The sequence below is a fragment of the Diaphorobacter sp. C33 genome (assembly GCF_030503915.1).
GTDB lineage: Bacteria > Pseudomonadota > Gammaproteobacteria > Burkholderiales > Burkholderiaceae_C > Diaphorobacter > Diaphorobacter nitroreducens.
This window is the reverse complement of the sequence record NZ_CP129980.1, coordinates 903621-929844: the sequence shown is the minus strand read 5'-3', so window position 1 is coordinate 929844 and position 26224 is coordinate 903621. Positions and strand designations below refer to the sequence as shown.

27 protein-coding genes, 1 pseudogene and 1 riboswitch are annotated in these 26224 nt (G+C 69.2%); of the genes and pseudogenes, 14 read left to right on the top strand and 14 right to left on the bottom strand.

Features of this window, described 5'->3' with window-relative positions:
• Positions 1-4: 4 nt before the first annotated feature.
• Positions 5-2545: a YgiQ family radical SAM protein gene (locus tag QY917_RS04420; protein ID WP_123676327.1), complete on the bottom strand. Its 2541-nt coding sequence runs from the start codon at positions 2543-2545 to the stop codon at positions 5-7.
• 114 nt (positions 2546-2659) lie between these two features.
• Here QY917_RS04420 and QY917_RS04415 point away from each other — a divergent pair, with 114 nt between their 5' ends.
• From QY917_RS04415 to QY917_RS04405, 3 genes are all read left to right on the top strand, one after another.
• Complete coding sequence (locus QY917_RS04415; protein WP_123676328.1) at positions 2660-3253, top strand: YigZ family protein; 594 nt, start codon at positions 2660-2662, stop codon at positions 3251-3253.
• A gap of 111 nt (positions 3254-3364) precedes the next feature.
• Positions 3365-4777: a dihydrolipoyl dehydrogenase gene (locus QY917_RS04410; protein ID WP_123676329.1), complete on the top strand. Its 1413-nt coding sequence runs from the start codon at positions 3365-3367 to the stop codon at positions 4775-4777.
• 156 nt (positions 4778-4933) lie between these two features.
• Positions 4934-5137, top strand: coding sequence for a YjfB family protein (locus QY917_RS04405; RefSeq protein ID WP_123676330.1), 204 nt, complete (start codon positions 4934-4936; stop codon positions 5135-5137).
• A 59-nt stretch (positions 5138-5196) separates the two neighbouring features.
• Here QY917_RS04405 and QY917_RS04400 read toward each other — a convergent pair whose 3' ends face one another.
• The 4 genes from QY917_RS04400 to QY917_RS04385 form a co-directional block, all read right to left on the bottom strand.
• Complete coding sequence (locus QY917_RS04400) at positions 5197-6324, bottom strand: FAD-binding oxidoreductase (protein WP_103738694.1); 1128 nt, start codon at positions 6322-6324, stop codon at positions 5197-5199.
• A 21-nt stretch (positions 6325-6345) separates the two neighbouring features.
• A complete protein-coding gene (locus QY917_RS04395; protein ID WP_123676331.1) occupies positions 6346-7896 on the bottom strand; it encodes an amidase in 1551 nt (516 codons plus the stop codon).
• Between the two features lie 43 nt (positions 7897-7939).
• Positions 7940-8917 carry a tripartite tricarboxylate transporter substrate binding protein gene (locus QY917_RS04390; RefSeq protein WP_011805457.1) on the bottom strand — a complete coding sequence of 326 codons (978 nt, stop codon included), beginning with the start codon at positions 8915-8917 and terminating at the stop codon, positions 7940-7942.
• Positions 8918-8986: 69 nt separating this feature from the next.
• Positions 8987-10342, bottom strand: coding sequence for a D-serine ammonia-lyase (locus QY917_RS04385; RefSeq protein WP_123676332.1), 1356 nt, complete (start codon positions 10340-10342; stop codon positions 8987-8989).
• A gap of 96 nt (positions 10343-10438) precedes the next feature.
• On the opposite strand from QY917_RS04385, the gene QY917_RS04380 reads away from it, so the two are divergent.
• From QY917_RS04380 to QY917_RS04370, 3 genes are read left to right on the top strand one after another with little or no spacing between them, the layout of a single operon-like run.
• Positions 10439-11392, top strand: coding sequence for a LysR family transcriptional regulator (locus QY917_RS04380; RefSeq protein ID WP_123676333.1), 954 nt, complete (start codon positions 10439-10441; stop codon positions 11390-11392).
• A 51-nt stretch (positions 11393-11443) separates the two neighbouring features.
• Positions 11444-11746, top strand: a complete 303-nt coding sequence (locus QY917_RS04375) for a helix-turn-helix transcriptional regulator (RefSeq protein WP_011805460.1) — start codon at positions 11444-11446, stop codon at positions 11744-11746.
• Between the two features lie 12 nt (positions 11747-11758).
• A complete protein-coding gene (locus tag QY917_RS04370; protein ID WP_123676334.1) occupies positions 11759-13072 on the top strand; it encodes a type II toxin-antitoxin system HipA family toxin in 1314 nt (437 codons plus the stop codon).
• A gap of 251 nt (positions 13073-13323) precedes the next feature.
• Here QY917_RS04370 and QY917_RS04365 read toward each other — a convergent pair whose 3' ends face one another.
• The gene (locus tag QY917_RS04365) at positions 13324-14223 is read right to left on the bottom strand and encodes a LysR family transcriptional regulator (protein ID WP_123676335.1); all 900 of its coding nucleotides are present in this window, start codon (positions 14221-14223) and stop codon (positions 13324-13326) included.
• 95 nt (positions 14224-14318) lie between these two features.
• Between QY917_RS04365 and QY917_RS04360 the strand changes: the two genes are divergently transcribed.
• Complete coding sequence (locus tag QY917_RS04360; RefSeq protein ID WP_123676336.1) at positions 14319-15386, top strand: sodium-dependent bicarbonate transport family permease; 1068 nt, start codon at positions 14319-14321, stop codon at positions 15384-15386.
• Between the two features lie 124 nt (positions 15387-15510).
• Here the strand turns inward: QY917_RS04360 and QY917_RS04355 are convergent, their stop codons facing one another.
• The 3 genes from QY917_RS04355 to QY917_RS04345 all read right to left on the bottom strand — a co-directional run bounded on the left by QY917_RS04355 (position 15511) and on the right by QY917_RS04345 (position 17425).
• Positions 15511-16041, bottom strand: coding sequence for an ankyrin repeat domain-containing protein (locus QY917_RS04355; protein ID WP_302078782.1), 531 nt, complete (start codon positions 16039-16041; stop codon positions 15511-15513).
• A 100-nt stretch (positions 16042-16141) separates the two neighbouring features.
• Positions 16142-16474 (bottom strand): SMR family transporter, encoded by a 333-nt coding sequence (locus QY917_RS04350; RefSeq protein ID WP_047350324.1) that lies wholly within the window; start codon positions 16472-16474, stop codon positions 16142-16144.
• Positions 16475-16579: 105 nt separating this feature from the next.
• Positions 16580-17425 carry a fumarylacetoacetate hydrolase family protein gene (locus QY917_RS04345; protein ID WP_123676447.1) on the bottom strand — a complete coding sequence of 282 codons (846 nt, stop codon included), beginning with the start codon at positions 17423-17425 and terminating at the stop codon, positions 16580-16582.
• 151 nt (positions 17426-17576) lie between these two features.
• Here QY917_RS04345 and QY917_RS04340 point away from each other — a divergent pair, with 151 nt between their 5' ends.
• Positions 17577-18185, top strand: a complete 609-nt coding sequence (locus QY917_RS04340; protein WP_103738715.1) for a chromate transporter — start codon at positions 17577-17579, stop codon at positions 18183-18185.
• A 7-nt stretch (positions 18186-18192) separates the two neighbouring features.
• The gene (locus tag QY917_RS04335) at positions 18193-18795 is read left to right on the top strand and encodes a chromate transporter (protein WP_011805468.1); all 603 of its coding nucleotides are present in this window, start codon (positions 18193-18195) and stop codon (positions 18793-18795) included.
• Positions 18796-18802: 7 nt separating this feature from the next.
• On the opposite strand, the gene ribB is transcribed toward QY917_RS04335, so the two are convergent.
• The 3 genes from ribB to QY917_RS04320 all read right to left on the bottom strand — a co-directional run bounded on the left by ribB (position 18803) and on the right by QY917_RS04320 (position 21242).
• Positions 18803-19474, bottom strand: a complete 672-nt coding sequence (gene ribB / locus QY917_RS04330; RefSeq protein ID WP_123676338.1) for a 3,4-dihydroxy-2-butanone-4-phosphate synthase — start codon at positions 19472-19474, stop codon at positions 18803-18805.
• Between the two features lie 127 nt (positions 19475-19601).
• Positions 19602-19791: riboswitch (FMN riboswitch) on the bottom strand.
• A 3-nt stretch (positions 19792-19794) separates the two neighbouring features.
• A complete protein-coding gene (locus QY917_RS04325) occupies positions 19795-20577 on the bottom strand; it encodes an NAD-dependent protein deacylase (protein ID WP_123676339.1) in 783 nt (260 codons plus the stop codon).
• The gene (locus QY917_RS04320) at positions 20574-21242 is read right to left on the bottom strand and encodes a TetR/AcrR family transcriptional regulator (protein ID WP_123676340.1); all 669 of its coding nucleotides are present in this window, start codon (positions 21240-21242) and stop codon (positions 20574-20576) included. Before QY917_RS04320 ends, QY917_RS04325 begins: the two co-directional genes overlap by 4 nt.
• 87 nt (positions 21243-21329) lie before the next feature.
• Here QY917_RS04320 and QY917_RS04315 point away from each other — a divergent pair.
• The 4 genes and pseudogenes from QY917_RS04315 to QY917_RS04300 all read left to right on the top strand — a co-directional run bounded on the left by QY917_RS04315 (position 21330) and on the right by QY917_RS04300 (position 23164).
• A pseudogene (locus tag QY917_RS04315) lies at positions 21330-21666 on the top strand (DUF1428 domain-containing protein).
• A gap of 55 nt (positions 21667-21721) precedes the next feature.
• Positions 21722-22174, top strand: a complete 453-nt coding sequence (locus QY917_RS04310; protein WP_123676341.1) for a VOC family protein — start codon at positions 21722-21724, stop codon at positions 22172-22174.
• Positions 22175-22197: 23 nt separating this feature from the next.
• Entirely contained in the window at positions 22198-22644 is a 447-nt protein-coding gene (locus tag QY917_RS04305; RefSeq protein ID WP_123676342.1) for an SRPBCC family protein, read from the top strand.
• A gap of 34 nt (positions 22645-22678) precedes the next feature.
• Positions 22679-23164, top strand: a complete 486-nt coding sequence (locus QY917_RS04300; RefSeq protein ID WP_123676343.1) for a VOC family protein — start codon at positions 22679-22681, stop codon at positions 23162-23164.
• A 20-nt stretch (positions 23165-23184) separates the two neighbouring features.
• Here QY917_RS04300 and rlmB read toward each other — a convergent pair whose 3' ends face one another.
• Entirely contained in the window at positions 23185-23931 is a 747-nt protein-coding gene (gene rlmB / locus QY917_RS04295) for a 23S rRNA (guanosine(2251)-2'-O)-methyltransferase RlmB (RefSeq protein WP_015913162.1), read from the bottom strand.
• Between the two features lie 228 nt (positions 23932-24159).
• On the opposite strand from rlmB, the gene sstT reads away from it, so the two are divergent.
• Complete coding sequence (gene sstT, locus QY917_RS04290; protein WP_123676344.1) at positions 24160-25380, top strand: serine/threonine transporter SstT; 1221 nt, start codon at positions 24160-24162, stop codon at positions 25378-25380.
• 110 nt (positions 25381-25490) lie between these two features.
• Here sstT and QY917_RS04285 read toward each other — a convergent pair whose 3' ends face one another.
• Entirely contained in the window at positions 25491-26219 is a 729-nt protein-coding gene (locus tag QY917_RS04285; protein WP_088886914.1) for an ABC transporter ATP-binding protein, read from the bottom strand.
• Positions 26220-26224 lie beyond the last annotated feature (5 nt).

Here is a 26224-nt window from a genome sequence, read left to right as displayed (position 1 = left end):
CCCGTCAGCGCCGCCGGCCCGTACCCTTGCCCGACGCCGGGGTGCCGGCCCCGCCCTGGCGACTCCCCGCCGCGCTCGCAGCGTTGCCGCCGGCATTGCCACGGCTGCCAGTGCGGGCACCGGTGCCCGCACGCGGCGGCAGGCCAGTGTTCTGCGTGAGCATGCGGCCCGGCTGCGGCGCGCTGCTACGAAAACGCACGTCGCCCTGCGGCTCCTCCAGCTCTTGCGGGCGGCGGCGCAGCGCCACGGCCTTGCCGTCCTTGTTGATGGTGTAGCCCACGCCCGCCCCGCCACCCTTGGGCCCGGTGCTGTTCTTCTTGCGGGCGCTCTGGTAGCTGCCGTCAACCAGCGGCTGGAAGGTGGGGATCAGGTGGTGCTTGCCGTTACCGATCAGGTCGGCCCGGCCCATGCTTTTCAGCGCCTCGCGCAGCAGTGGCCAGTTGTTGGGGTCGTGGTAGCGCAGGAAGGCCTTGTGCAGGCGGCGGCGCTTTTCGCCACGCACCACGTCCACCTGTTCCTCGGCCACGTCGCGCATCTGCCGGCGCACGCGCGTGAGCGGGTTGCGGCCCGAGTGGTACATGGCCGTGGCGCTGGCCATGGGGCTGGGGTAGAAGGCCTGCACCTGGTCGGCGCGAAAGCCGTTCTTCTTGAGCCAGATGGCCAGGTTCAGCATGTCCTCGTCGGTGGTGCCGGGGTGGGCGGCGATGAAGTACGGGATCAGGAACTGTTTCTTGCCCGCCTCTTCGGTGTACTGCTCGAACATCTGCTTGAAGCGGTCATAGTTGCCGATGCCTGGCTTCATCATCTTGGACAGCGGCCCCGCCTCGGTGTGCTCGGGCGCGATCTTGAGGTACCCGCCCACGTGGTGCTGTACCAGCTCCTTCACGTATTCGGGGGACTTCACCGCCAGGTCGTAGCGCAGGCCGGAGCCGATGAGGATCTTCTTGATGCCCGGCAGCTTGCGCGCGCGGCGGTAGATATTGACCAGCGGCGCATGGTCCGTGTGCAGGTTCTGGCAGATGCCGGGAAACACGCAGCTCGGCTTGCGGCAGGCGGCCTCGATCTCTGGGCTCTTGCAGCCCAGGCGGTACATGTTGGCCGTGGGGCCGCCCAGGTCGGAGATGGTGCCGGTGAAGCCCTTGACCTTGTCCCGGATGTCCTCCACCTCGGCAATGATGGAATCCTCCGAGCGGCTCTGGATGATGCGTCCCTCGTGCTCGGTGATGGAGCAGAAGGTGCAGCCGCCAAAGCAGCCGCGCATGATGTTGATCGACGCGCGGATCATCTCCCATGCCGGGATCTTGGTGGGCCCCTCGTAGCTGCCCTGCGCGTCCAGGTACTGCGGGTGCGGGTTGCGCGCATACGGCAGGCCGAACACCCAGTCCATCTCGGCCGTGGTGAGCGGGACGGGCGGCGGGTTCAGCCACACGTCGCGCGCCGTTGCGCCCTCGCCGTGCGCCTGCACCAGCGCGCGGGCGTTGCCGGGGTTGGTCTCCAGGTGCAGCACGCGGTTGGCGTGGGCGTAGAGCACCGGGTCGGCCTTCACCTGCTCGTAGCTGGGCAGGCGGATCACGGTGCGCTCGCGCGGCGGCAGCGCCCGACCGCTGCGCCCCTTGGAGGGCAGCGCCGGGTTGGGCACGATCTGCACGGTCTGCAAGGGTTTTTGGCCTGCAGCGCTTTGTGGATCAGCGCTGGCAGCTATTGAATTTGCAGCATCTTCCTGCGAACACGCCTGGCCCTGGGCTGCGGCCTGCTCGCTGGTGGTCATGTAGGGATTGATCAGCTCATCCACGCGGCCGGGCTCGTCCACCTCGGTGGAGTCGATCTCGAACCATCCGGGCTCGGACGCGCGCCGCACGAAGGCCGTGCCGCGCACGTCGGTGATGGTCTCCACCGGGTCGCGCCGCGCAATGCGGTGGGCCACCTCGACCAGGGCACGCTCGGCGTTGCCGAACAGCAGGATGTCGCACTTGCTGTCCACCACGATGGAGCGGCGCACCTTGTCGCTCCAGTAGTCATAGTGGGCGATGCGGCGCAGGCTGCCTTCGATGCCGCCCAGCACGATGGGCACGTCCTTGTACGCCTCGCGGCAGCGCTGGCTGTAGACCACTGCGGCGCGGTCGGGCCGCTTGCCACCCACGTCGCCCGGCGTGTAGGCGTCGTCGCTGCGGATCTTGCGGTCCGCCGTGTAGCGGTTGATCATCGAATCCATGTTGCCCGCGGTCACGCCCCAAAACAGGTTGGGCTTGCCCAGCACCTTGAACGCGTCGGCGCTCTGCCAGTCCGGCTGCGCGATGATCCCCACGCGAAAGCCCTGCGCCTCCAGCACCCGCCCGATCACCGCCATGCCGAAGCTCGGGTGGTCCACATAGGCGTCGCCCGTCACCAGCACCACGTCGCAGCTGTCCCAGCCCAACTGCTCCATCTCGGCACGGCTCATGGGCAGGTACGGCGCCACGCCAAAGCGCTTGGCCCAATACGGGCGGTAGCTGGTCAACGGCTTGGCGTTGCGCGGGAAGAAGGAGACATCGATCGGGGCGTTCATGGGCGGGCCTACAGGTGGGGGCCGGGCATTTTAGAAGCCATGCCCCCTTTGCGCCTAACCGCCCCCGCATGGCCCTTGCCGCCGTCGGCCCATGGGGTAAGCTCGGCCGCCCCCATGCCCTACACCCTCAGCGCCCCCGTTCACAGCGAACTCATCATCAAGAAAAGCCGCTTCATCGGCTGCGTGCAGCCCATGGCCGACCGCGCGAGCGCGCAGGCCGTGGTGGATGCGCTGTGGCGCGAACACCCGGGCGCGGCCCATGTGTGCTGGGCGCTGCTGGCGGGCGGCCAGTCCGCCGCAGTGGACGACGGCGAGCCCAGCGGCACCGCCGGGCGGCCCATGCTGGATGTGCTGCGCCACCAGGACCTGGAGGGCGTGCTGGCCACCGTGGTGCGCTATTTCGGCGGGGTGAAGCTGGGCGCGGGTGGCCTGGTGCGCGCCTATACCGATACCGTGGCCCAGGCGCTGCTGCAGGCCGACAAGGTGCCGCTTCAGCGCATGCGCACCCTGGAATGCAGCGTGCCCTACGCCCTGGAAGGACTGCTGCGCCGCATGATCGAGGGTGCTGGCGCGCAGTTGCTGCAGGTGCAGCATGCCACGCTGGTCACGCTGCAACTGCGCCTGCCCGAGGCCGAGGCCGAGGCCTTCGTCCACCAGGTGAACGAAGCAGGTCAGGGCCGCGTGGCCTGGGGCGAATCCACGGATTGAAGGCCGGGACCGGGGCCGCGCCCGAGCAAGCCCAACAATGCCTGCGCGCCTACATGCCGCGCTGGCGCGCGCGGCGACACTGGCGGGCCGCATTGACAAGGAACCCCCTCCATGAGCCAGCCGCTGGACGTGATCATCCTGGGCGCCGGGTCCGCCGGACTGGCGGCGCTGCGCGAGGTGCGCAAGCGCACCGACCACTGGCGCATCGTGAACGACGGCCCCTGGGGCACCACCTGCGCGCGCGTGGGGTGCATGCCGTCCAAGATGCTCATCGAGGCCGCCAACGCCTACCATGCGCGGCGCGCGCTGCACACCTTCGGCATCGAGGGCGCGGATGCGCTGCGGGTGGACCTGCCCGCCGTGCTGCGCCGCGTGCGCGCGCTGCGCGATGACTTCGTGGCCGGCACGCTGGCCGCCACCGACGCGGGCGAGCGCGCCATCAGCGGCCACGCCCGGCTGCTGGACGCGCAGCGCGTGGAAGTGAACGGCCAGGTGCACACCGCGCAGCGCATCATCATCGCCACGGGCTCGCGCCCCATCGTGCCGGAGGACTGGCTGGCTTTTGGTGACCGCATCCTGACCACCGACACGCTGTTCGAGCAGCCCACGCTCGGCCCGCGCGTGGCCGTCATCGGGCTGGGGCCGCTGGGGGTGGAAATCGCGCAGGCGCTCGCGCGGCTGGGGGTGGAGGTGATGGCCTTCGCGACGGGCAAGAGCGTGGCCGGCCTGAGCGACCCCGCCATCAACGACGCGCTGCTGGCGCGGCTGAAGGACGAATTCATCGTCAACGTGGGCGACAAGGCCGAGCTGCGCGAGGTGGCCGGCGGCATACAGGTCACCAACGGCAGCGCGACCGTGGTGGTGGACCAGGTGGTGGCCGCCATGGGCCGGCGCCCGAATCTGGAGCACCTGGGGCTGGACACGCTGGGCGTGGCGCTGGACGACAAGGGCCGCCCGCCCATCGATCCGTGCACCCTGCAGGTGGGCGATCTGCCCGTCTTCATCGCGGGCGATGCCGATGGCGACCGCCCTCTGCTGCATGAGGCCGCGGACGAGGGCCACATTGCGGGGTTGAACGCCCTGGCGCCCACGCCGCGCGGCTTCGCCCGGCGCACGCCGCTGGCCATCACCTTCAGCCAGCCCCATGCCGCCGTGGTGGGGCAGCGCCATGCCGATCTGCCCGAGGGGCAATGGGTGGGGGGCACGGTAGACTTTGCACGCCAGGGCCGCGCGCGCGTGGCGCAGTGCAACCACGGGCGCCTGAACGTGTACGCCGAGCACGGCAGCGGCCGTCTGCTAGGCGCCGAGCTGTGCACGCCTGCGGGCGAACACATGGCCCACCTGCTGGCGCTGGCCGTCGAGCAGCGGCTGACGGTGCACGACCTGCTGCGCATGCCCTTCTACCATCCGGTGCTGGAGGAAGGCCTGCGCACGGCGCTGCGCGACGCGGCCTCGCGCCTGCCCAAGGCCAGCGATTCCGACCTCGCCGCCTGCGAGGCCTACGGCGCCAGCGCGCTGGACTGATACAAAAACAATAGCTGTTCGCGCTTGCCAAGAGGGATTTTTAACACCAAAACAGCTTGAAATGCTTACCCATCAAGCGCCAACAGCTATGTTTATAGAAGCACCCTTGAGTCCGCGGTGAACTGGCCGATAACAAGAGGTACACCGGAGATCACCATGGACGTTGCCCTCACCCAATCCATCGTCAGCACCGCCAGCGCCCTCGCCAGCCGCGAGACGGCCGATGCCGTCCAGGTCACCGTGCTGAAGAAGGCCCTGGACACGCAGAAAACGGCCGCCGCCACCCTGCTCGCCGCCCTGCCCCAGCCACCGCTGGCGACCGAGGGCCCGCTGGGCACGCAGCTCAACACCTACGCCTGACGCGCACGGCGCGCTGGCTTTTTTTCGCCGGCTCAGGCCGGCTTCAGCCCTGGCCTTGCTCAGCGCAGCCGCGCAGGCGACAGGCCCGCCACGTCCACACCCTCGCGCGCCAACTCGGGGGCCAGCGGCTCGCCCAGTGCCAACTGCCGCGTCAGCAGCGCCGCGCCCGCCGCGCTCTGGATGCCATAGCCGCCTTGCGCGGCCAGCCAGAAGAAGCCGGGCACATGGTTGTCCCAGCCAATGACCAGGTCGCCATCGGCCACGAACGAGCGCAGCCCCGCCCAGGTGTGCGAGGGGCGGCGGATCTGAAAGCACGTCACCTGCTCGATGCGGTGGATGCCCAGGGCCACGTCCAGTTCCTCAGGCACCACGTCGTGCGGCGCCACGGCGTCGGCATTGGCGGGGGAGCCCAGCATCTGCCCCGCGTCGGGCTTGAAGTAATAGTCCTCGGCAATGCCGATGACAGCCGGCCAGTGGGCCGCTTGCATGCCGGCCGGCACGGGGAAGGTGAAGGCCGTGCGCCGGCGCGGCTCCAGCCCGATGGGCGGCACGCCCGCCTGGGCTGCCACCACGTCGGCCCAGGCGCCTGCGGCATTGACCACGGCGCGCGCGTGCAGCACCTCGCCATCGGCCAAGGTGATGTGCCAGCCCTCCTCGCCCCGCTGCAGGGCCGTCACCTCGGCATGGGTGCGGATCTCGCCGCCACGCTGGCGCAGGCCGCGCAGGTAGCCCTGGTGCAGCGCATGCACGTCGATGTCGGCGGCGCCGGGCTCGCTCATGCCCGCGGCCACGGCCTCGGGGCGCAGGCACGGGGCCTGCTCCAGCAGCTCCTCGCGCGTCAGGCGGCGCACCTGCGGGTTGCGCGGCAGCGCCTCGGCGTAGGCGGCTTCCAGCAGGTCGAGCTGGTCGGGCCCCGCCAGGTACACCACGCCGCGCGGCGTGAGGATGGGGGCGCTGCCGAATTCGGGCGGCGGCGCATCGTAGAACGCGCGGCTGGCCCGTGTGAGTGCGCAGATGTTGGGCGTGCCATAGGTGGCCGAGTACAGCGCAGCCGACCGGCCGGTGGTGTGGTAGCCGGGCTGGGCCTCCCGCTCCAGCAGCAGCACGCGGCGGTGCGCGGCCAGTTCCCAACCGGCGGAGGCGCCGGCAATGCCCGCGCCGATGATCACAAAGTCATAGGGTTGCATGGGTTCCCTCGCCAATCACTGTCAGACCGCCGACGCCTGCGCCGCGGCACCGCGCGCGCCCTGCCGCGGCACACCGCGTGCGTCATCGGGGTCCGGCGCGTGGGTGACGATGGAGGTGAGCGCGGGTTGCACCGGCCCCAGCCGGGCCTGGTCGGGCCGCGGGCGCTGCAGGCCATCGATGCCGGCGAAGGCCTGCTCCAGCCCCAGGCCGATGGACAGCAGGCGATGGTCGTCGCGAAAGCGCCCCACCACCTGCAGGCCGAACGGCATGCCGGCAGTGTCGCGCCCGCAGGGCACGCTGAGCGCGGGGTGCGTGGTCAGCGTGGTCACATAGGTCAGCGCCAGCCAGCGGTAATAGTTGGCCTGGGGTTCCCCGTTGATGTGACTCGCGTACAGCGCGGTCCACGGGAAGGGCGAGACCGGCGTGGTGGGTGCCAGGATCACGTCGAAGTTGGCAAACGCCTCCTGGAAGCGCGCCAGGATGCGCGTCTGCTCGGCCTGTGCCCAGGCGCTGTCCAGCAGCGACATGGCCGCACCCATCTCGTAGTTGGCGCGCGTGTTGGGCCCCAGGCTGGCGGGGTCGCGCTCGTAGGCCTCGCGCATGCCGGCCACGAAGCTCTCGGCCCGCAGCACGTCGAAGCAGCGGTGCACGTCGCCCAGATCCAGCCGGACTTCCTCGCAGGAGCGGAACAGGTGGCGCATGGCGCCGATCTTGGCGCGGAACACCGCGCGGATGCCGTCGTCCACCGCGCAGGCGCCGAAGTCTTCGGTGTAGCCCACGCGCAGGCCGCCCAGGTCGGCCGGCTCCAGGTGCAGGAAGCTGTGGGGGTCCAGCGGGTAAGTGAGCGGGTCGCCCGCCGACAGGCCGGCCGATGCGGCCAGCTGCAGGCAGGCCTCGGCCATCGTGCGGCCCATGGGGCCGACCACGGAGATCGGCGTCCAGCCGAGCAGCTTGCGCGAGCTGGGCACCACGCCGGGCGACGGCCGAAAGCCCACCACGCCGCACTTGGCCGCGGGGATGCGCAGCGAGCCACCCGTGTCCGAGCCCGTGCACACCGGCAACATGTCGCAGGCCAGCGCCGCGGCCGACCCGCCGGACGAGCCGCCCGCGTTCAGGCGCGGATCGAACGGGTTGCCCGTGGCGCCCCAGACCACGTTGCGCGAATTGGCGCCCGCGCCCATCTCGGGAATATTGGTCTTGCCCGTGACGATGGCGCCGGCCGCGCGCAGGCGCGCCACCAGCACGTTGTCCTGCGCGGGGATGTTCTCGCGGTAGATGGGCGACCCGTAGGTGGTCAGCAGGCCGGCGGTGGCCTCCAGATCCTTCACGCCCATGGGCAGCCCGTGCAGCAGGCCGAGGGGCTCGCCGGCGCGCACCGCCCGCTCGGCGGCCTGCGCCTCGGCGCGGGCGCGGTCGTAGCAGGTGGCGGTGACGGCGTTCACATACGGATTCACCGCCTCGATGCGGTCGATGCAGGCTTGCAGCAGCTCGACGGGCGAGATTTCGCCCGTGCCGATGCGGTGGCGCAGTTCATTGGCGGACAGTTCCACCAGCGTGGGATCAGCAGTCATGGTCGTGAAGAAGGTCCAGGGGCCATTGTGGATGAGCAGCGCCTCAGTCGGCGGTGATGCCCGCGCGCTGTGCAATGGCACGCATCAGCGGCAGCTCCCGCTCGATCAGGGCAGCCAGCTCGGCCGACGAGGCGAATGCGGGCTCAAACCCCAGCGCGAGCAGGCGCTCGCGCGTGTCGGGGTCGGCCACCACCTCGGCCAGCGTCTTCTCCAGCCGCGTCTTTACCGCGGCGGGCAGGCCCGCGGGCGCCACCATGGCCAGCCAGGTGTCCATGTTCAGGCCGGGGTAACCGCTCTCGGCCAGCGAGGGTACCTGGGGCAGCAGGGTCGAGCGCTTCTCGGTGGTGACGGCAATCGCCTTGACCTTGCCCTCCTTGAGCTGGGGCAGCGCGGCCGACACCGTGTCCACGGTGAACGGAATCTGCCCGCCGATCAGGTCCACCATGGCCGGCGCGCTGCCTTTGTAGGGCACGTGCTGGATCTTCAGGCCCGCGGCATGAAAGAACATCTCGCCCGCGAACTGCGAGGTCGTGCCCGCGCCGAAGGAGCCGTAGGAATACTTGTCGGGCGCGGCCTTCACGGCGCTGACGAACTGCTTCACATCGTTGACCGGCACGCTCTTGCTGGCCAGCAGGATCAGCCCCGTGCGCCCGGTGATGCCGATGGGATCGAAGCTCTTGACGGGGTCATACGGCAGCCGGGGCCGCACCGCCGGGTTCACCGTGAAGGTGGTGCCTGAGCTCAGCAGCAGCGTGTAGCCGTCCGGCGCGGCCTTGGCCACGTAGCTCGCGCCGATCACCGTGCCCGCGCCAGCGCGGTTGTCGATGACCACGCTTTGCCCCAGCTTGTCGCCCAGCTTCTTGCCGATCAAGCGGCCCAGCACGTCGGTGGCGCCGCCCGCGGGAAACGGAATCACCAGCGTGATGGGCCGGGAGGGAAACGCTTCCTGCGCATGCGCGGGGGCGAAAGCGGCGGCGCCCAGTGCGCAGGCCAGCATGGACAACATCGTCTTGCGGTTCATGGCGTTCTCTCCAGTCAAGCCAGTCAAAAAACAGATCCTTCCGCGGGGCCAGGACTCGGCGAAGGCGCGTCAACCCAGGGCCCGGCCACGTTCCTCGAAGCGCGCGTAGGCCTCGGGCGGCACGTACAGCCCGCCGGTGGTCCACACCAGGTGCGTGGCCTGCGCCAGGTGGGGCCACAGCCCTTGCGCGTGCAGCCAGGTGCGGCCCGTCTCGGTGCCCGTCAGGAAACCCGGGCCGCTCAGGCCCGCCGCTGCGGACGGCTCGATGCGCTCGCCCGTGGCATCCAGCACCTGTACCAATTGGCGAAACAGGGTGTCGTCGCACACGGTGAAGCAGCCCGCCAGCAACGGCTCCATCAGCTCGGCCGCGGGCAGGGACGCGCGTGGCACGGCCAGGCCGTCGGCTTCCGTCCGGTTGGTGAGGCCCCAGTCGTACACCGAGGGGTGTGCGCCCTGTCCGGCCATCATTTGCACCATGAAACACGGCGACTGCACGGGCTCCGCGAAGAAGCAGTGCACATGCGCCCCCAGCACCTGCCGCAGGCCGAAGGTGATGCCCGCCGGCGCCCCCCCCACCCCGCAGGGCAGGTAGACGAACAGGGGGTGCTGCGCGTCCACGGCGATGCCCGCGTCCTGCAACTGCTGGCGCAGGTGCAGCGCCGCGGCGCTGTAACCCAGCAGCAGCGACAGCGAGCGTTCGTCGTCCACGAAATGGCTGAACGGGTCCTGCGCCGCCTGCGCACGCCCCGCGGCCACAGCGCCCTCGTAGTCACCCGCGTGCTCCACCACCTGCACGCCGCGCTGGCGCAGGCGTTGTTTCTTCCATTCCTTGGCATCGGCCGACATGTGCACCACGGCGTGAAAACCCAGCGCCGATGCCGCCACACCGATGCTCAGGCCCAGGTTGCCCGTGGAGCCCACGGCCACGGTGTAGCGCGCAAACACGGCGCGCGCAGCGGGGTTTGCCAGGGCGCGGTAGTCGTCGGCACCGGACCGCGGCGTCAGCAGGCCGTGCTGCAGTGCCAGGCGCTCGGCCAACTCCAGCACCTCATGGATGCCTCCGCGTGCCTTGATGGACCCGGCCACAGGCAACCGGTGGTCCGCCTTGATCCACAGCGCGCCCTGGCCCGCGGCCAGCCCCGCCGCGGCATGCAGGCTGGACGCTGGTAACAGGGGCGACTCGATCACGCCACCCGTCGCCTGCAATTCGGGGAACACGCTCTCCAGCAGCGGCGCAAAGCGCACGAAGCGCGCCGCTGCCTTCTCCGTATCATCCAGACTAATGTGATCACCGGCCACGGCCTGCCGTGCGGCGGGTATGGACTGCCTGTGGGGGTTGAGCCATAGGCAGGGCTCGGCGCGGCGCAGCTGTGCGGCCGGGGCGTCGTCCTGCAAGCAATCCTGTGGGGAAACAACGGAGGGCATGGGCTGCGTCGGTGGAAGGTGGGTACAGACGGCATTCTTGGCATGCCCCGGCACCGATACAACTCATTTATATTGACGAGTGCATTAGTTTGAATAATGAATTCACGGCTTTTTCCTTCCCTGCTCGCGTGGCTGCGCTGCTTTGAAGCGGCCGCACGCCACGGCAGCTTCACGCGCGCGGCGGCGGAGTTGTGCATCACCCAGGGCGCAGTGAGCCAGCAGGTCAAGCAACTGGAAACCTGGCTGGGGCGCCCCCTCTTCGTGCGCACGCCCCGCACCCTCATGCCCACGCCCGAGGGCAAATGGCTGGCCGTGGTGCTGCGTGAGAGCTTCGGCGCCGTCGAGGACGCCCTGTCGCAGATGCGTGTGACCGGCGATACGCCCGTGGCCACGCTGAGCTGCTCCCCCTCGTTTGCCATGCAGTGGCTCACGCCGCGGCTGGGGGAATTCTTTCGTGAACACCCAGACGTGGGCCTGCGCGTGTTTGGCGAGTTCCACCGGCTGGACCGCACCCGCATGGTGCGCGACGGGGTCGAGGCGGCAGTTCGCTTCGACCTGGGCGGCTACACCGACCTGCGCGCCAGTGTGTTCCTAGATGAGTGGCTAATTCCCGTGGCCAGCCCCGCCTTCCTGGCCGCCCATCCTGACCTGCAGTCACCCTCGCAATTGCGCGGTGAATGGCTGCTGCACGACAGCAGTGCCTGGGAGGGAGCCGAGCCGTTTGAGGAATGGCAACACTGGTGCGCCTGCACGGACACAGCGCCGCCCGCCTGGGGCGCCGGGCAGCAGTTCAACCTGTCGCAATTGGCGCTGAGCGCCGCCCTGGCGGGCCAAGGCATTGCCATCGGGCGCGCGGCCCTCGTGCTGGAAGACGTACGGCACGGGCGGCTGGTGCCGCTGTTCGGGTGCAGCGTGCGCTCGCGGGCGTCGTACTCTTTCGTCACCACGGCGCAACCCAGCCCGCCGATGCTGCTGGTAAAGGAATGGCTGGCGCTGCAGGCGCAGCGCTTTGCTGAGTTGCGCGGGGCTCTGCTGCCGTGTCCCGCTTAAAAAAAGAAACTTATAAAGCGCTTTTTAATAAAAAAGCGTATAAAGGGTGGCATGACGCATTCGTTGATCACCACATTGGCAGAAGTGCGCAAAGCCCGGCGCATCACGCAGGCCGACCTGGCCGCACAAGCCGGCCTGTCGCGCATGGCCGTGCAGCGCACCGAGACGGGGGACGTGGACCCGCGCTTTTCCACCCTGGCCGAGATGGCCCGCGTGCTCGGCATGGAACTGATTGCCGTGCCGGCCGAACTGGGCCCCGCGCTGCAGGCCTTCATCCAGTCGGGGGGCAAGTTCCTGGGCCAGCCCTCGGGAGCGGACGCCCCCCCCTCGGTGGTGGAGAGCCTAGGTCGCTGAGCGAGACGCACGATGAGCACCGCTATCCGCTACCTGCGCCTGTACCTGCACCGCCCTGCAGCGCAGGGGGGCGGGCGGCGCGGTATCGGCTACCTGACCCAGTACGGCGACATCCTGCGCGTGTCTTTCGATGAGGACTACATCGCCGACCCGCAGCGCCCCACCCTGTCGCTGAGCTACCGCGGCGCGAACGAGGCGGACACGCAGCAGATCCTGCGCTCGGCGCGTGACGCCCGCTTGGTGCGCACCGACGGGCGTTGGCCGGCGTACTTCCAGAATCTGCTGCCCGAGGGCCACAACCGCGACCGCCTGGCGCGCGAACGCGGCTGCGCGCCCGACGACGAGTTCGAGCTGCTGGCCGCCGCCGGCCACGACCTGATGGGCGCGCTGGAGGTCGAACCCGTGCCCGCCCAGGAGGGCGTGCCCGACGTGGTGCGCTACTGGCACACCACGCAGGGCCTGGACGTGCTGGAGCCCGGGTTTGTCGAATACCCGGTGGAAGACGCCGCCTCACTGCCCGGTGTGGTCACCAAGTTCAGTGCCGTGCAGGACGGGCGCCGCTACCTCGTCAAGCGCCGCGGCGCCGCCGGCAGCGTGATCCTCAAGTTGCCCACCACGGCCCACCCGGACCTGGTGGCCAACGAGTTCACCTGCTACCAGCTGGCCGGTAGCCTGGGCCTGCATTGCGCCCAGGCGCGCATCATCACCCGCGCCGAGGCGGAACTGCCCGAGGCCGTGCCGTTCGACGACATCCTGGCTGTGCAACGCTTCGACCATCTGGCCGACGGCACCCGCGTGCACATGGAGGAGTTCAACCAGGCCCTGGGCTACGCGCCGCGCCAGAAGTACGGCAAGGGCCTGTTGCAGGACTGGGCCACCATGCTGCGCGTGGTCGATCGCCTGAGCGACCAGCCCGTGCAGGACACCCGCGAGTTCCTGGCGCGCATGGTGGCGTTCATCCTCATGGGCAACACCGACGCGCACCTGAAGAACTGGGCACTGGTCTACCCCGACGGGCAAACGCCGCGCCTGGCGCCGCTGTACGACCCGGTGTGCGTGGCTGCGTTCTTCGAGGGAGCGACCGAACACCAGTACGCGGTGAATCGCGCCATCGACCGCAGCATGCGCGCGCTGGACTGGGACGCACTGCAGGCTCTCATCAAGACCGCCGGCCTGTTGCGCATACCGCGCCACCTGGCACTGCTGCGGGACCTGGTACGCCGCGCGCAGGCCGACTGGCCCGCACTGCTGGCTGACGCCCCCTCCACCCTGCAGCGCGCCGTACAGGCGCGACTGGCGGGTGGCGTCGCACTCACGCACCCATAACAGTCGGGCCCGGTACAGCCGGGTGCGGCACCCACCCCCGTCGGTGAAAAGCCTGTGGGGCCACGCCCCGCACGCGCATGAGCCGGCGCAGCAGCCCGTTGCCCGACAGCCTTTGCCACAGGGTGCTGACTTGATGTACGTGCAAACCGGTGCCTGCCCCGAGTCTGGCCACCATCGTCAGTCACAGCCATGAGGCGGCGACGACCGCGCCTTCATTGGTCAAGGGATAAGCCAAGCCCCGCCGCGGTCCCTCAGCGGCTCTGCATCCATCCAGCAGCCTCATCCATCAAATGCCCGCGAAACACTTCGGCAATGGGCGACAGCCGCTTGCCCTTGGGCCAGACCAGGTGCCACTGCGACTGGATGGGAAAACCCTGCACGTTCAGAATGGCCAGGCCATCGAGGTGCGGACCCAGCGCGTGCCGCGAAACGATGGAAACGCCCAGTTGCCCTTGCACCGACTCCTTGATGGCCTCGTTGCTGCCCAGCTCCAGTACCGCAGCGGGCGCAAAGCCCAACTGGCGCAGATGGGCGTCCGTCGCCATTCGTGTGCCTGAGCCTTTCTCGCGCAGGATGAACCGCTCGCTCTGCAACTGCGGCAAGGCCACCCGTTTCTTGGCGGCCAGCCGGTGCCCCGCGGGAGCGATGACCACCAGCGGGTTGGGCATGAGCACGTGGTCCTCCAGCGGCAGATCGCCCGGCGGCATGGACATCACGTAAAGGTCGTCCTGGTTGGCACGCAGACGGGTGATGACATGGTCGCGGTTGAGAACTTCCAGCGAAATATCGATCTGCGGGTGCAGCTTGCAAAAGCTGCCCAGCAGGCGGGGAACGAAGTACTTGGCGGTGCTCACCACCGCCACCTTGAGCCGGCCGCTGGTCAGGCCCTTGGCGCCCAAAATGCCCTGCTCAAACGCATCCCACTCGCTGGCGATGGCGCGGGCGGTGCGGGCCAGGGCCTGGCCCGCCTCGGTCAGGTACACGCGGCGCGACACCACCTCGTACAGCGGCACGCCCACCGCTTGCGCCACCTCGCGCAACTGCATCGAAGCCGTGGGCTGGGTCACGTGCATGAGCTTGGCGGCGGCGCTCACGCTGCCGGTCTCGGCCAGCGCAAGAAACAGGCGCAGTTGGCGAAAAGTGATATTCATAGATTTTTATCTATAGATAACCGCATTCGAATCGATTTTACTTTGCCCCCTGCCCTCTCTAGCATCGCCTCCCATCACCCATGTGGAGTTGAAGAATGCAAAGTTTGCTGGACCCTGCGGTCCTTTTTTTTGCGCTGGGCGCTTTTGCGGGCCTAGTGCGGTCCAACCTGGAGATGCCTGCAGCCATCTCGAAGTTCTTGTCGATTTATCTGCTCACGGCGCTGGGCCTGAAGGGCGGCTTTGCGCTGGCGGCCTCGGGCTTCACGACCAGCGTGGCCAGCAGCCTGGGGCTGGCGGTGCTGCTGGCCGTGGTGGTGCCCCTGGTGGGTTACGCGCTGCTGCGGCGGGTGCTGTCGGGCTTCAACGCGGCGGCCGTGGCGGCCACGTATGGATCGGTCAGCGCGGTGACATTCGTGACCGCCACGCAGTACCTGGAATCGCAATCCATCTCCTACGGCGGCTACATGGCAGCGGCCATGGCGCTGATGGAGTCGCCCGCCATCCTCCTGGCCGTGATGCTGGCCAATGCGCTGCGCCAGCGCCAGGCGGTGCCCGCAGCCCATGCTGCGCCCGTGATGGCCGTTTCTCCTTCAGGCACCGCGGCCCTGGCCGGCCCCGGCGGGCTGGGTGCCGCGGGCCCCACCCCAGCGGGCAAGGGCGGTCCGGCCTTGTCGGTGGGGAAGATCCTGCGCGAATCGTTCACCGATGGCACCCAACTGCTGTTGCTGGGCGCCATGCTCATCGGCCTTGTCACGGGCGAGGCAGGCAAGGCTGCCATGCAGCCGTTTTCGGGTGACCTGTTCAAGGGCATGCTCTGCCTGTTCCTGCTGGACATGGGCCTGTCTGCCGCGCGCAATCTGCCCGCCGTGCGCAAACAGTCGCCCTGGCTGTTGGCCTACGCAGTGTGGGGTCCGCTGGTGCATGCCAGCGTGGCGGTCAGCCTGGCGTGGCTCGCCCAGGTGCCCGCGGGCGACGCCGTGCTGCTGATGGTGCTGGCCGCCAGTGCGTCGTATATCGCCGTGCCCGCCGTGGTGCGCTATGCGATACCCGAGGCAGATCCTTCGCTGTACGTCAGCCTGTCGCTGGGTGTGACGTTTCCGCTCAACATCCTGCTGGGCATCCCGCTGTATACGCAGGTGGTGTTGCAGTTGTGGGGTGGTTAACGGCTTGGGCACCAAAGCGCATTGCCCCGGCGGTGGCATCCGCTGCCGGGCATACGCCACCCATCTTGCTATCAATAAAATAGCTTCAACCGCTTATCCAACCCGCGCCAACTCGTCTTTTTACTCAAAAAATTTCGGCACCTGCCGAGCGCAGCAGGGCGGCTGCCGCGTCGGCTTTCATCGCGAGGGCGCAGCCCAAGGCGGTGTTGCCTTGCTGGTCGGCTGCGCGCGGGTTGGCGCCGCGTGACAGCAGCAGTTCCACCACGGCCGGATGGTTGAACAGGGCGGCGAACATCAGCGGCGTACGGCCATCGGGCGAAGGCCCGTCCACGGCCGCACCACCGTCCAGCAGCAGGCGCACCATGTCCACGTCGCCCTTGAAGGCGGCGCCGGCCAACGGTGTCTGCCCGCGGCCGTTCACCAGCCCCGCGTCGGCTCCGCGCGCCAGCAACAGCCGCGCGGCCTCGGCATGGCCGTGGTAGCTGGCCAGCATCAGCAGGCTGTCGCCCTGGGCATTGCGCAGGTCGGGCGGCAGACCGTTGTCCAGCCACAGCGCCAGACGCGCGGCGTCGCCCTGGCGCGCGGCGTCGAACACCTTCTCGGCAAAGGCCAGGGTGGCTTCATCCAGGGCGGGGCGTTCGGGCGTGGCGGTCATGGGGTTCTCCAGCGTCAAGGTGTGAGCCATTGTAGGAACGGGCCCCCTGCCCCGCCGCGCAATTGCGCTATGGCTTCGATAGCTTGACAGGCCGCACGGGTCAATGCCCCGTGGCCTTGGAGAGCAGCTGGATCACCAGCACGCCGCCCACGATCATGGCCATGCCGACGACGGCCGGCAGGTCCAGCTTCTGCCCATAGAGCAGCCAGCCGACCAGCGAGATCAGCACGATGCCCAGCCCCGACCACACGGCGTACACCACGCCCGTAGCCATGTGGTTCATCACCTTGGAGACGAGGTAGAACGCCACGCAGTAGCCCAGCACCGCCAGCGCGCTGGGCCCCAGCCGCGTGAGCCCCTGCGAGGACTTGAGCGCCGAGGTGGCCACCACCTCCGCCACGATGGAGATGCCGAGCAGAAGGTACGGATGCATGGGTAAGAAAGTGCGGTGCGTGCGAGATTTATCAAAATGATAGCTGCTCGCGCTTGATGGGAAAGCGCTCCAGGCATATTTGGCTTGAAATTCCCAGGCTACACCCTACCCGCCCGTGCAGACCAGCCGCTGCTCGCCCAGCCCCGTCGCGCCCAGCCGCATCACGTCGCCCGCGCGCAAGAAGCGCGGCGCGGGCTTCTGTCCCAGGCCCACGCCGGCGGGCGTGCCAGTGAGCACCAGATCGCCCGGCTCCAGCGTCATGAACTGGCTGATGTAGGCCAGCACCCGGGGCACGCCGAAGATGAAATTGCGCGTGTGGCCGTCCTGCATGCGCTGGCCGTTCACCTCCAGCCACAGCCCGATGGCGTGCGGGTCGGGAATCTCGTCGGTGGTCACCAGCCAGGGGCCCACGGGTGCGAAGGTGTCGCAGCCCTTGCCCTTGTCCCACTGCCCGCCACGCTCCATCTGGTAGCTGCGCTCGGACACGTCGTTGGCCAGCACGTAGCCCGCCACATGGGCCAGCGCATCGGCCTCGGCCACCTGCTGCATGCGCGTGCCGATGACGATGCCCAGCTCCACCTCCCAGTCGGTCTTGAGCGCGCCGGGCGGGATGCGCACGGCGTCCGTGGGGCCGCTGAGCGCGCTGGTCGCCTTCATGAACAGCACGGGCTCTGCCGGCGCGGGCAAGCCGGCCTCGGCCGCATGGTCGGCGTAGTTCAGGCCCACGCAGACGATCTTGCCGACACCGCCCACGGGGCAGCCCAGGCGTGTGCCGGGTACCACCGCGGGCAGGCGCGCGGCGTCGATGGCGGCCAGCGCGGCCAACGTGCGTGGCGCCAACTGCGTGGGGCCGATGTCCGGCAGCAGCATGGACAGGTCGCGCAGCACGCCCTGGGCGTCGATCAGGCCGGCGCGCTCCGCGCCGGGTTGTCCGTGGCGGACGAGTTTCATGGGTGTCTCCGTGGGTTTGATCGGGACGATCTTATGCACGCCATCCCGTTCATCCATCGCATCGACTGATGGCCGCATCGCGTTTGGCGATGGCGAGGCCGGCACGGCCGCCGCGCGGCACGCGTACGATGCGCAGCTTCGCCGCCCCGCCATGCACCCCCACATCCCCGAATCACCCGCCAGAACCGCCGAGGACGACCACCCACGCCCGCACAGCCTGCGGGAGCTGTTCTGGGCCTTCACCTGGCTGGCGCTGCAGGGCTTTGGCGGCGTGCTGGCCGTGGTGCAGCGCGAGCTGGTGGAACGCCGCCGCTGGATGAGCAACGAGCAGTTCGTCGAGGACTGGGCCGCCGCGCAGATCCTGCCGGGCCCGAATGTGGTGAACCTGTCCATCATGGTGGGCGACCGCTACTTCGGCCTGCGCGGCGCGCTGGTGGCCGTGGCGGGCATGCTGTTGCTGCCGATGCTGCTGGTGGTGGTGCTGGCCGTGGTCTATGCCGGCTTTGCCGACCAGCCCATGGTGGCCGGCGCTCTGCGCGGCATGGGCGCCGTGGCCGCAGGCCTGGTGGCGGGCGTGGGCTGCCGCCTGGCCGCATCGCTGCGCAAGCACCCGCTGGGGCCCTGGGCCTGCGGCGCCATCGCGGCCGCCACCTTCGTCGCCATGAGCGTGCTGCGCCTGCCGCTGGCCTGGGTGCTGCCCGTGGTGGGCGGCGCGGCCTGCGCCCTCACCTGGCGCAAGCTCGCTCCCGCGGGGCACTGACGCAGCCATGGCCGCACCGCTGACCTTGCACCTGCAGCCGCTGGACTGGCTGAACCTGTTCCTGTACTACCTGTCGCTGTCGCTGCTGGCCGTGGGCGGCGCCATCGCCACCGCACCGGACATGCACCGCTTCCTGGTGGAGCGCCAGGGTTGGCTGACCGAGGTGCAGTTCAACACCTCCATCGTCATCGCACAGTCGGCTCCCGGGCCCAACGTACTGTTCATCGCCCTGCTGGGCTGGAACGTGGGCCTGAACGCGGCCGGCACCGGCACGCATGCGGCCTGGGCCTTCGGCGCAGTGGGCGTGGCGGTCTGCATGCTGGGGGTGCTGCTGCCCAGCAGCCTGCTGACCTGGGCCGCCACGCGCTGGGCACACCGCAACCGCGAGCGCCGCTCGGTGCGCGCCTTCAAGCAAGGCATGGCACCACTGGTGATCGGCCTGCTGCTGGCCACGGCCTGGGTGCTGGGCAGCGCCCATGGCGAGCCCGCGCAAGACTGGCCACTGTGGCTGCTGAGCGCGGCCACCACCCTGCTGGTGTGGCGCACGCGCATCCACCTGCTATGGCTGCTGGGCGCGGGGGCGTTGCTGGGCGCGTTCGGCTGGGTCTAGCGCGGTGTCAGGGCTGGCGCGCGCGACGGTAGTCCGCCAGCGCCCGCACCGTGGTGCACAGCAAGCCATGCGCACGGGCAAAGCGGGCCACCTGTGCGCCGCGCGCCATGCTGCCGTCGGGGTTCATGAGCTCGCACAGCACGCCCGCAGGCGGCAGGCCGGCCAGCACGGCCAGGTCCACGGCCGACTCGGTATGGCCGTCACGCTCCAGCACCCCGCCCGCGCGTGCCACCAGTGGGAACACGTGGCCCGGGCTTACGACCTCGGGCGCGCACCCCGGCGCCGGAATGCGCAGGGCGCATCGCACGGTCTGCAGGCGGTCGGCCGCCGACACGCCGGTACTCACGCCATGCGCGGCCTCGATGGACTGGGTGAACGCGGTGGAGAACGCCGAGCGGTTCACCTCCACCATGGGCCGCAGCCCCAGCGCCTTGGCATGCGCGGACGTCAGGCACAGGCAAACGATGCCGCTGCCCTCACGGATCATGAGCGCCATGGTGGCCTCGGTCATGTTGGCGGCGGCGCAGACCAGGTCGGCTTCGTTTTCGCGGTCGGCGTCATCGAGCACCAGCACCGGGCGGCCGGCCGCGATCGCGGCGATCACCGCGGGCAGGGGCGCGAGCGTGACCTCCTGTGGGAGATCGCCAGGGGCGGACAAGAAAGTGGCGGGAAAAGACATGAAACGCTCCTCGGTTGAAATGAAGAAACGCCTCAAGGCATGCAAGAAGCACCCACGCGCGCATGGGCCCGGGGCCCGGCACGCGCGAAGCACACGGCCGCGCCCAGGGCGCTGGGCCCCGGTCGCGGCACGTCTTCTTTCATCCGGACTATGACCGTCGGCCCCGGACTGGGAGTGGCCTGCGCCGCCCCGCACCGGGTCTGCTGACCCCCGGTTGCACTGATGGCAACCGGGGCGCTCGCGGGCTCGCGGTGCAAGAAAACCTCCATGCGCCGCCTACCGCCGGTGGGGAATTCCACCCCGCCCTGAAGACCTGCCGATTATGGCGCCTCAACCATCGGCGGCCCGTCCAGCAGCAATGGCAGCAAACGCGCCGCCGAACCACGCAGCACGGCGTGGGCGATACCGTCCAGCTCGCTGGCCGCGGTGTTGACCACCACCACGCGCGCACCGGCATGGCGCGCCTGGTGCGCCAGCCCTGCGGCCGGGTACACGGCGCCCGCGGTGCCCACCACCAGCATCAGCTCGCAGGACTGCGCCGCCTGCTGCGCCGCGGCCAGCACCGGCAGCGGCAAGGCCTCGCCGAACCAGACCACGCCAGGGCGTACCAGGTTGCCGCAGGTGGGACAGCGCGGCGGGTGGCCGGGCGCGGCGTGGGCCAGATCGCAGCAGGCACGCGGACGGTCGAGCCAGCGGTCGGCCGTCAGGTCACCATGCAGGCACAGCACATCCGGGCTGCCGGAGCGCTGGTGCAGGCCGTCCACGTTCTGGGTGATGAGCGTCAGCCGCCCGCGCCCGTGCTGCGCAAACGCCGCCAGCGCCCGGTGGCCCGCGTTGGGCTGCACGCCCGCGAGCAAGCCGCGGCGGTGGGCGTACCAGTCCCACACCCGCGCGGGCTGGGCCCTGAAGCCGGTCTCGCTGGCCATCTCCATGGGGTTGAACTGCGCCCAATAGCCCGTCTGCGCATCCCGGAACGTGGGGACGCCCGACTCGGCGCTGATGCCTGCGCCTGTGAGCACCGCGATGCGGCGCGCATCGCGCACCCACGCCCGCACCTCGTCCAGCGGGGTGCAGGGGCCGGACGTTCCGGCATCGTCCGTCATGCCGCGGCCTCGGCCAGCAGGCCCTGCTCGACCATGGCGACCAGTCGCTCGGCCAGCGCCTGGCAGCCGGCCTCGTCCAGGCCGCGCAAGGGGCCGTCCAGCATCAGCATCGCCATGCCATGCACGGCGGACCAGGCCATGAACTCGGCGCCCGGGCGGCGTGCGGGTGGCAGCAGACCGGCCTGCACCATGCCGTCGAGTGTGTGCCCCAGCAGTTCGAACGGATCCATGCCGCTGGCCCCGCGCGCCGCACCATCGTCCGGCGCGCGCTCTTCCACATCAAAGGGCCGCGCCACGAAAGCGGTGCGGAACAGGCCCGGCTCGTGCCGCGCAAAGCGCAGATAGCCCAAGCCCACGCCGCGGAACGCGGCGCGTGCACGCTGGCGCGGATCGCGCAGCCGGCGCGTGGCATGGATCTCGGCCTCGATCGCGCGCGCCAGTTCCGACAGCGCCACCGCGCGCACGGCTTCCAGCAGCGCCTGGTGGTTCTGAAAGTGCCGGTACGCCGCATTGGGCACGACACCGGCACGGCGCGTGGCTTCGCGCAGCACTACCGCGGCAGGGCCGCCTTCGCGCGCCAGCGCCACACCGGCGTCCAGCAGCGCGCGCCTCAAATCCCCATGGCGGTACGTGGCACGCGCAGGGCTCAGGTCTTCATTCGGCATTTACGAGTTTTTACAGATACACCGTCCACATTTATCGACGCAGCCCGCATACACTGCAAGTGTACATTGTCCACAAAGGAGTGCGCCATGGAACCCGACAGCTACATCGACGGCTTCGTGCTTGCCGTCCCCACTGCCAACAAGGAGACCTTTCGCCAGCACGCCAGCGAGGCCGCGCAGATCTTCAAGAAGCACGGCGCCCTGGAGATCGTGGAATGCTGGGGCGACGACGTGCCCGAGGGCAAGCTCACCTCCATGCCCCTGGCCGTGCAGCGCAAGGACGACGAGACCGTGGTCTTTTCCTGGGTCGTGTGGCCCTCGCGCGCGGTACGCGATGCCGGCCGACCCGCTCTGCCCCAAGGACATGCCTTTCGATGGCCAGCGTGTGATTTATGGCGGGTTTCGCGTGCTGGTACACGCGTAAACGGCGCGCACCTCTTCCCCCTTCTACTCCACTCAAACCACCCCAAGGAGACACCATGCAGTTCACGCCCTACCTCAACTTCGACGGCAACTGTGCCGAGGCATTTGCCTTCTACGCCAAGCTGTTCGGCGGCACCATCGTCCACCAAAGCACCTTTGGGGAGATACCTCCCTCCGAAAACATGCCCCCGCTGCCCGAGGCAGCCAAGAGCCGCATCATGCATATGCAACTGCAGATCAAGGACCAGTCGTTGATGGGATCGGACGCCATGCCGACCATTCCCGGGCAGGACCCCAATGCCTGTGGTGGCGGCTACCAACTGCCGCAGGGTCTGTGGGTGTCGATCCAGGCCGCCGACGCGGCCGAGGGGCGCCGCCTGTTCGATGCGCTCAGCGCCGGCGGCGAGACCGTCATGCCATTTGCCGCGACCTTCTGGTCACCCGGCTTCGGCATGGCGCGCGACCGCTTCGGCACGCCGTGGATGGTCAACGTGACGGCACAGGCCTGATGCCCCACACCCAAGGAGGCCATATGTCTGACCGCACCGTTCGTTTGCACCGGGTGCTGCGCACCACGCCGCACAAGCTGTATCGCGCCTTCCTGGAGGGCGACGCCATGGCCAAATGGCTGCCACCCCACGGCTTTACCTGCAGGGTGCAAGAACTCGACGCCCGCGTGGGGGGCACCTTCCGCATGTCGTTCCACAACTTCGGCTCGGGCCAATCGCACGCCTTCGGCGGCGAATACCTGGAGCTGGTGCCGGGGGAGCTCATCCGCTACACCGACCGGTTCGACGACCCGCACCTGCCCGGCACGCTGGAGGTCACCGTCCGGCTCACGCCCGTGAGCTGCGGCACCGAGCTGAGCATCACCCAGGCCGGCATTCCGCAGGCCATTCCGCTGGAAATGTGCTACCTGGGCTGGCAGGAATCTCTCACCCAGCTGGCCGCGCTGGTGGAGCCCGACATCCCGGGTTAAAGGCCCAGCAGTCCCGACTCAGCAGGAGCACCCCATGACGCAACCCGCCAAAAACACCGTCTGCCTGTGGTTCGACGGCACTGCCGAAGAAGCCGCGCGGTTCTACGCGAAAACCTTTCCCGACTCATCCGTGAGCGCGCTGCACCGCGCGCCGGGGGACTTTCCGTCAGGCCACGAGGGCGATGTGCTGATGGTCGAGTTCACGGTGCTGGGCATCCCCTGCCTGGGGCTCAATGGCGGCCCGGCCTTCAAGCACAGCGAGGCTTTCTCGTTCCAGGTGGCGACCGCCGACCAGGCAGAAACCGACCGCTACTGGAATGCCATCGTGAACAACGGCGGCCAGGAAAGCGACTGCGGCTGGTGCAAGGACCGATGGGGCCTGTCCTGGCAGATCACGCCCGTGGCCCTGACCCGCGCGGTGACCGACCCCGACCGCGCCGCAGCCAAGCGCGCTTTCGACGCGATGATGCAGATGCGCAAGATCGACATTGCCGCCATCGAGGCGGCGCGCCGCGGCTAGGGGCCGGGCGCCTTCCGCGTTCAGGCGCGCTGGCGCAGCGCCTCGTACAGGCACACCGCGCTGGCCACCGACACGTTCAGGCTCTCGACAGCGCCCTGCATGGGGATGCCCACCAGTTCGTCGCAGGTCTTGCGCGTCAGTTGGCGCATGCCCGGGCCCTCGGCGCCCAGCACCAGGGCGACCGGGCCTTTCAGGTCCACTTGATACAGCGTCTTGTCGGCATCGCCACTGGTGCCGATGACCCAGATGTTGCGCTCCTTGAGCTCGTTCAGCGTGCGCGCCAGGTTCGTGACCATGAAGTACGGCACCGTCTCGGCCGCGCCGCTGGCCACCTTGGCCACGGTGGCGTTGATGCCTACCGCATGGTCCTTGGGGGCGATCACCGCATGCGCGCCCGCGCCATCGGCCACGCGCAAGCAGGCGCCCAGGTTGTGCGGGTCGGTCACGCCGTCCAGCACCAGCAGCAGCGGATTTTTCACGCCACGGGCCTCCAGCTCGTCCAGCAGCTCGTCCAGCGTGCGCACCTGCGCCACGGCCTCGACCCGCGCCGCCACGCCCTGGTGTCCATGGCTGCCGGCCAGCTTGGCCAGGCGCAGGCCGTCGGCTTCGATCAGGCGCGCCCCCGCCTCGCGTGCGCGCTCCAGGAACTGGCGCATGCGCGCGTCGCGGCGCGTGGGCTCGTAATAGATCTCGATGATGCTTTGCGGCGCGGTCTTCAGGCGCACGCCCACGGCGTGAAAGCCGAAGAGGACTTTGGGGGAGGACATGGGTGGCGATTATCCCGCCAGCGACCCCACTGGCACCGTGGCGCGGCGCAGGCCACCGCCGGGCAGCCGCTAAAATCCGCGTTTCTTCCCTTGACAAACGGGCCGCTGCCACAAGCGGCGCCGCTTGCCTGACCGCCTTCATGGCCGTCCCTGTGGCGGCCGCGCCTGCCACAAGGCGCCGCGCTGCGCGGCCTGCGCAGCGGCTCAGGCCCTCCTTCTGTTCAGATCATGATCCTCTCTCCCCTGTTGCGCTGGGTGCAGCGCACGAGCCTGGTCACCCAGATCGCCATCGCCGTGGTCATCGGCATTGTGCTGGCGGCTGTATGGCCCGCCGCAACGCCCCACTTGGCCATACTTGGCTCGTTGTTCATCTCGGCCCTGAAGGCGGTGGCGCCGGTGCTGGTGTTCGTGCTGGTGATGGCCGCCATCAGCAACCACACACCGGGCGAGACGACGCACATCCGCCCGGTGCTGGTGCTGTACGCGGTGGGCACGCTGGCCGCGGCTACCGTGGGTGTGGTGGCCAGCATGTGGTTTCCCAGCACGCTCACGCTGCAGGCGCCAGCACAGGCCGCCGCGGGGCCGGGGTCGGTGTCCGAGGTGCTGATGAACGTGCTCAAGAGCGTGGTCGAAAACCCAGTCAGGGCGCTGCTGGAGGCCAACTACATCGGCATCCTGGCCTGGGCCATTGCGCTGGGCCTGGCGCTGCGCCACGCCAGCGCGGGCACGCGCGCCATGCTGCAGGACGGCGCCGCGGCCGTGACGCAGGTGATCCAGTTGGTGATCCGCCTGGCGCCCCTGGGTATCCTGGGCCTGGTTGCCAGCACCTTTGCGGAAGCCGGCGCGCAGGCGCTGTGGGGTTATGCCCAACTGCTGGCCGTGCTGCTGGGCTGCATGCTGTTCGTGGCGCTGGTGGTCAACCCGCTGATCGTGTACGTGGCGATCCGCCGCAACCCCTATCCGCTGGTGCTGATGTGCCTGCGCGAGAGCGGCGTAACGGCGTTCTTCACGCGCAGCTCTGCCGCCAACATCCCGATCAACCTGGCCCTGGCCAAGCGCCTGCGCCTGAACGAGGACACCTACAGCATCGCCATTCCGCTGGGCGCCACCATCAACATGGCCGGCGCGGCCATCACCATCAGCGTGCTGTCGCTGGCCGCGGCCAACACCCTGGGCGTCCAGGTAGACCTGCCGACCGCGCTGCTGCTGTGCGTGGTTGCGTCGCTGTGCGCCTGCGGCGCATCGGGCGTGGCCGGCGGCTCGCTGCTCCTGATTCCGCTGGCGTGCAGCCTGTTCGGCATCGGCAACGACGTGGCGATGCAGGTAGTGGCCATCGGCTTCATCATTGGCATCCTGCAGGATTCGGCCGAGACGGCGCTGAATTCCTCCACCGACGTGATCTTCACCGCCGCCGCCTGCCTGGCACAGGAGCGCAAGGCGCAGGTCTGATTCACCACCAGCTCGCTATCGATACGAGAGCTGCCAGCGCTTGCTGCGCATGGATTTCAAGATGGAATTCATTGAAAACCACCTAGTAGCAAGCGCTGGCAGCTATTCTTTCAGGAGTTATCGACCAGCCGTCCGGCCTCAATGGTGATGCGCCGGTCGCAGCGCGCGGCAATGCCGCGGTCGTGCGTGACCAGCACCAGCGTGGTGCCCTGCTCGCGGTTGAGGGCCAGCATCAGTTCCATGATGGTCTCTCCCGTGGCGAAGTCCAGGCTGCCCGTGGGCTCGTCGGCCAGTAGCACGGCGGGCTCCACCACGAAGGCGCGTGCCAGCGCCACGCGCTGCTGCTCGCCGCCCGACAGCACCTTGGGATAGTGCGTCAGGCGCTGGCCCAGGCCGACGCGCTCCAGCATGTCGGTCGCGCGGCGGCGTGCATCGCGAATGCCCGCCAACTCGAGCGGCAGCATCACGTTCTCCAGCGCCGTGAGGTTACCCATGAGCTGAAAGCTCTGGAACACGAAGCCCACCTGCCGGGCGCGCAGTGCGGCGCGGTCGTCCTCGTCCAGTGCGAACAGGTCCTGCCCACCCAGCCGCACCGTGCCGCGCGTGGGCGTGTCCAGCCCGGCGATGATGGACAGCAGCGTGCTCTTGCCCGATCCCGAGGCGCCCACGATGGCCGCAGTCTCCCGCGGCGCCAGGCGGAAATCGATATCCCGCAAAATCTCCAGCGTACCCGTGGAGTCCGTGACGGACTTGGACACATGCTCCACCGCGATGATGGATTCGGGCGGCATGCGTTCGTTGGAGGCGGCAGGGGCCGCGGCGGCGGAGGTTTCGGACATGAAAG